This window comes from Mesorhizobium sp. M1A.F.Ca.IN.022.07.1.1 (assembly GCF_003997575.1).
In the GTDB taxonomy this organism is placed as follows: domain Bacteria; phylum Pseudomonadota; class Alphaproteobacteria; order Rhizobiales; family Rhizobiaceae; genus Mesorhizobium.
Map to the genome: position 1 here is coordinate 11,646 of NZ_RZST01000102.1, position 5,189 is coordinate 16,834.

Annotated in this window: 7 protein-coding genes and 1 tRNA gene; 2 read left to right on the forward strand and 6 right to left on the reverse strand. The window is 63.4% G+C overall.

Annotated features, from left to right (window positions below):
* Positions 1-146, reverse strand: a 146-nt coding sequence (locus EOA75_RS35025) for an NAD(P)-binding protein (RefSeq protein ID WP_245466633.1), incomplete at its 3' end; no start/stop codon positions are given.
* A gap of 131 nt (positions 147-277) precedes the next feature.
* A complete protein-coding gene (locus tag EOA75_RS35595) occupies positions 278-1,249 on the reverse strand; it encodes an NAD(P)H-dependent oxidoreductase (RefSeq protein ID WP_127324474.1) in 972 nt (323 codons plus the stop codon).
* Between the two features lie 287 nt (positions 1,250-1,536).
* On the opposite strand from EOA75_RS35595, the gene EOA75_RS14075 reads away from it, so the two are divergent.
* Positions 1,537-1,842, forward strand: coding sequence for an ETC complex I subunit (locus tag EOA75_RS14075; RefSeq protein ID WP_066999298.1), 306 nt, complete (start codon positions 1,537-1,539; stop codon positions 1,840-1,842).
* 117 nt (positions 1,843-1,959) lie between these two features.
* Positions 1,960-2,036: transfer RNA gene (locus EOA75_RS14080), tRNA-Arg, on the forward strand.
* A gap of 143 nt (positions 2,037-2,179) precedes the next feature.
* Here EOA75_RS14080 and EOA75_RS14085 read toward each other — a convergent pair.
* From EOA75_RS14085 to EOA75_RS14100, 4 genes are all read right to left on the reverse strand, one after another.
* Complete coding sequence (locus EOA75_RS14085) at positions 2,180-2,680, reverse strand: hypothetical protein (protein WP_127324475.1); 501 nt, start codon at positions 2,678-2,680, stop codon at positions 2,180-2,182.
* A 35-nt stretch (positions 2,681-2,715) separates the two neighbouring features.
* Positions 2,716-4,248 carry an IS66 family transposase gene (locus EOA75_RS14090; protein WP_024505579.1) on the reverse strand — a complete coding sequence of 511 codons (1,533 nt, stop codon included), beginning with the start codon at positions 4,246-4,248 and terminating at the stop codon, positions 2,716-2,718.
* Between the two features lie 69 nt (positions 4,249-4,317).
* Positions 4,318-4,674, reverse strand: a complete 357-nt coding sequence (gene tnpB / locus EOA75_RS14095) for an IS66 family insertion sequence element accessory protein TnpB (protein WP_024505580.1) — start codon at positions 4,672-4,674, stop codon at positions 4,318-4,320.
* Positions 4,671-5,105 carry a transposase gene (locus EOA75_RS14100; RefSeq protein ID WP_024505581.1) on the reverse strand — a complete coding sequence of 145 codons (435 nt, stop codon included), beginning with the start codon at positions 5,103-5,105 and terminating at the stop codon, positions 4,671-4,673. Before EOA75_RS14100 ends, tnpB begins: the two co-directional genes overlap by 4 nt.
* Positions 5,106-5,189 lie beyond the last annotated feature (84 nt).

Here is a 5,189-nt window from a genome sequence, read left to right on the forward strand (position 1 = left end):
CCCTCGCGCTCGAGGATCTCGGTGGCGATCCCGGCCTCGATCAGGGCGTAGGCCGCCGCCAATCCGGCCGCGCCGGCGCCGATCACGATCGCGCCTTCCAGGATCGCCGGCTCGCCGGTCCAATCCGACGAGATTTCCGCTTCCATGCCCATTCTTGTCTTTATCGTCGTCATGGCTCTCACGTGCCACGGCCATGTATCCGACATATGCCGCTGACGAGGCAATGGGAATAGGCCGTGGTTGCAAAGAGCCCGGCATTGTGTCGCGGATAGGGAGATTATCCGTTGGCGGGGTCGGCGTGGCGATGCACAAGCTTGAAGGCGCCGTCCTCCAGCCGGAACACTTCCGTCACCCGCAAGGTCATCTCGGCCGGCTGTCCGTTCTTGCCCATGCGCGCCTTCGCATGCTGCAGCCCGGTCCAGAAGGCGAGATCGCCGCTCGCGGAGGCCTGCAGCACCTCGATGTCGGTGCTGCCGCCTTCGTGGAAGCTGGCGGCGTCGCGCTCGTATCGGCCGGCAACGGCATCGGCGCCTTCGAGATGGTCGCCGCGCGGCGAAAAGAAGGTGGCCGGCTCGCTATGCGTCACGATGGCCTTCAACGACGTAGCATTGCCGTTGACATAATCCTCGGCGATCTTCTCACGCTGCTTCATGAAGGCGTCGAAGGACGAGCCGCCCGGCCGCACGGTTCTGATCCACGTCTCCAGCGCCTCGATGAAATCTTTCAGGAGGGCGGCCGTGTCGCTGTTCTTAACCGCGCCGCTGTCGTCGAGCAGCTCGGCGACATTTCCGATATAGGCCTCCGGCTGCTGCATCACCGGCATGTCGAGGAAGACAAAGCTCTGCCTGAGCGCCTGGTTGGAACCGAAGGCGCCGATCTTGCCCGGGCTCACGCTGACGACGCCGGCGGGCAGGCCTTTGAAGACGCTCTTGCCAGAGGGGCGTGAGCCGACGTCGAGGGCGTTCTTCAGGCAGCCCGGGATCGAACGGTTGTATTCCGGAGTGACGAACAGCACCGCGTCGCATTCCCCGATGGCGGCGCGGAACGCCGACCAGGCGGCAGGCGGCGTCTCGCCCTCGAGATCCTGATTATACAAAGGCAGCTCGCCGATCTCGATGAAGCGGCAGCGCAGCGAATCCGGTGCGCGGGCCGCCAGCGCCTTGGCGATCTTGCGGCTGTAGGATTGGGCCCGCAGACTGCCGACAAGCACGGCCAGCTGCAGGACGGGATGTTCGGTTGTCATGGTCATGGCGGACTGTCCAGGCTTGTTGAGGGCATGGCGACGCGAGGCGGACATAACGAAGGCCCCGCAACCTTGGACCTTTGGCCGGAGCGGCTGTGCTGGTCGCCTCTCTTTTCGGTTAATGTCCGGGCTGGCGCGAGGTTCCGCCCTCCGCTGGCCAAGCCGTGGCTGCGTATGGCCTTGCCGCCGGCGCCGTTGCACAGTATTGACGGGCTGGCGCGCGGTCGAGGGGTCCGGCCTTTCGGGCGCGCGGCTAAATCATTGCCCGGTCTTCGGGCGGCAAAGAGGTGGCCATGTCCGCGCGCATTTTCAGCCCAGCCAAAACCGCGATGCAGTCCGGCAAGGCCAAGACCGGCCACTGGGTGCTGGAATTCGATCCAGCCCAGCGCAAGAAGATCGATCCGCTGATGGGTTACACGTCGTCCGGCGATATGCTGAGCCAGGTGCGGCTCACCTTCGATACCAGGGAAGAGGCGGTCGCCTATGCCGAGAAGCAGGGCATTGCCTATCGTGTCGAGGAGCCGAAGGAGCCGAAGCGCCGGCAGATTTCCTATTCGGACAATTTCCGCTATGACCGCAGGACGCCCTGGACCCATTGAGCAATCCGAGCAAAGTGCACAGCGGTTTTCCGTCCGGAATTGCGTAACAGAAATCGGAGCGGATCATCCTTTTAGATCGATCCGCGTACTCGCATCAGCCGGCTCCGGCCGGCCAGCGGTCCCGTAGCTCAGCTGGATAGAGCACCGGCCTTCTAAGCCGATGGTCGCAGGTTCGAATCCTGCCGGGATCGCCATCAATTTCAACCACTTAGCTGCTATTGCTTTGAAAAGCTCCAACTCGCCAACAAGGCGAGTTCCAACTTTTCATCTTGGTCGTTCTCACGGATGGCAGAGGCGGCGGGCACGTGCTTGATTGCACCCTGCGTGGGAACCAAGATCAAGCGGACCACATGCGTCGCTGGTGCCATAGGTCTACGGGAGTTCGCCAAAGACGATATCGAGCGGCTTTTGCGATTTGCTGGGCAATTGTCGCGTCGCCGTAGAGACTGAAGAATTGACGAACACGCTGCCCGGCGAACAGCTTTTTGCCCCGCGTGTTGTAGTTCCTGATTTTCAGGCGATGCGGACTGACGGTTCGGCCATCTTGGGATAAGGCGATGCCAATGCAGAACTGCTCAGCAGCATCTATCTTGGCGATCTCATGAACTGCGAGCATCGGAAGATAGGCATCGAGCAAGGCAGGAAGGTTGTCGCGGTGCACGCCAAGAACGCCACTATTCCACATCGGTTCATGGCCGGTCACAACATGGTCGCCGACCCGAACACCTTTGCCCTCCAGCCGCGGGCACCACGCATGCGGCCCCTCGCAAAGACGCATGATTGAATGGCCGGGCTTAATAGCCCCGAAGGCTCGGGACAGGTCTCCGACCGGGTACATATCCGTGTCCATGAAAAGCAATGTAAGCGGTGTTCTCAGGCCACGGCCTTGAGCTCGAGCTTGTTGATGTAGACCCAAGGCAGGAGATCGTCGATCTGGCTGTTGGGGTGGCCGTTGACGATCCTGGTGAGGACATCGGCGAGATAGCCGAGCGGTTCGACACCATTGAGCTTGCAGGTTTCGATCAGCGAGGCGATGACTGCCCAGTGTTCGGCGCCGCCGTCAGAGCCTGCGAAGAGCGCGTTCTTGCGGTTGAGCGCGATCGGACGGATCGAGCGTTCGACGGTGTTGCTGTCGATCTCGATGCGGCCGTCGTCAAGGAAGCGCGAGAGGCCTTCCCAGCGTGAGAGCGTGTAGCGGATTGCCTCTGCGAGCTTGGTCTTCTGACTGATCAGGCCGAGCTTCTCACGCAGCCAGGGTTCGAGATCGGCGACGATGGCGCGGCTTTTGTCCTGACGCATCGCGCGGCGCTCGTTGGCCGATCGGCCACGGATGTCATCCTCGATCTTGTAGAGTTCGGCGATCCGTCTCAGCGCCTCGCTGGCGATCGGCGCGGGACCGGCTGCTGCCAGTTCATAAAAGCGCCGACGGACATGCGCCCAGCAGAAGGCGAGCGTGACGCCGCTTTTGTCGGCCAGCACGCGATAGCCGCCATAGCCGTCGACCTGCAAGATTCCGGTGAAGCCTGCGAGATGAGCGATCGGACGCTCGGCCTTTCGGTCCGGCGCATAGACATAGGCGACGCCCGGCGGGTCGCTCCCCTCCCATGGTCGGTCATCGCGGGCATAGGCCCAGAGTTGACCTGTCTTAGTCTTGCCGCGGCCGGGATTGAGCACCGGCGCGGTCGTCTCGTCGGCGAAGAGTTTTGGCGAGGACTTCAGCTTGCCAAGCAGCCGCTCATGCACCGGACGCAGGTGCCAGGCGGCGCGGCCGACCCAGTCGGCGAGCGTAGAGCGATCGAGATTGATACCCTGCCGGGCGTAGATCTGCGCCTGACGATAGAGCGGAAGGTGATCGGCATATTTTGAGACCAGCACCTGGGCGACCGTTGCCTCGGTCGGAAGACCACCCTCGATCAGCCGGGCCGGCGCGGGAGCCTGAACCACGACGTCCTCGCAGGCGCGGCAGGCATATTTGGGCCGCCGCACGACGATTACACGCAGCTGCGCCGGAACGATGTCGAGCCGCTCGCTCACGTCCTCGCCGATCCGATGCAAGCCATTGCGGCAGCATGGGCAGGCATGGTCCTCGATGTCGACGATCATTTCCACCCGCGGCAGATGGGATGGCAACGCGCCGCGGTTCGTCCGGCGCTTCCTGGCGCGCTCCAGGCGCTCTGCGGGAGATGCTTGTTCGTTCTCTTCCTCGTCGGCGGCCTCGATCTGCTCGGCCTCTTCGAGCCCCAGCAGCAATTGATCCTCGGGGAGCGTCTCGGCACGCCGGCCGAAGCGGTGACGCTGCAATTCCTTGATGATCTGAATCAGACGGGCATTCTCGACGTCGCGCGCCAGGACCATCGCCTTCAGCGCGTCCGGATCGTCGGGAAGCTGGTCAGCCGTCATCGCCATGAGCGGATCAGACCATATTCGCCGACAGCCCGCGACAGCGGAATCCAGGCTGATTCACTTCGTCGCGGGTCAGCCCGCCTGGGCTGGAACGCGGGTCCGGCGCGCCTCGTGGACTCGCCGCCAGTCGAGACCTTCGAGTAGCGCCGAGAGCTGCGCGGCCGTCAGCCGCATCATGCCGTCATGCACTTTCGGCCAGCGGAACTCCCCATCCTCCAAACGCTTGGCATAGAGGCAAACCCCGGTGCCATCCCAGAAGATCAGCTTGATCCGGTCAGCCCGCTTCGCCCGGAAGACGTAGACGGCCCCGCTGAACGGATCGGCCCCCATTGTCTCTCGCACCAGCGCCGCCAATCCCTCCGCACCCTTGCGGAAGTCGACGGGCTTCGTCGCCACCATGACCTTGACCGCACCCGTCGGCCCGATCACGACGTCGCCTTCAGCGCGCGGATCACTGCGGCCACCGTCTTGGTATCGGCGCCCCGGCCGACGCGCATCGCGACGCCGTCGATCTCAAGCTCGATCATGCCGGCATCTCGGGTGGCTTGCCGTTTCCGCTGCTTCGGTGAACGGCTGGCTACAGGTTCCGCCGCCGCCACAACCGCCGGCACAAAGGCAGGAGAATCTTGCTGCACCGAAGCGACCTGTTTGCGCGCTTCGCGGCGCCAGGCGAAGACCTGCTGCGGCCTGAGACCATAACGGCGGGCGACCTCGGAAATGATCGCATTCGGCTCCAGCGTCTCTGCGATGATCCGCGCCTTGTCATCCACCGACCAGTGACGCCGACCGCCGGCACCGTTGATCACCTCGAAACGCCGAAGCTGCCGCTCCGGGTCAAGCGTAAGGTCAAGTCCAGACACAAGCCGATCTCCGATCCCAATACAGGATCGGCAACCTCACAGATCGCGACCACTCCCGAAAGGTGGTCAGGAAACACCGCTTAC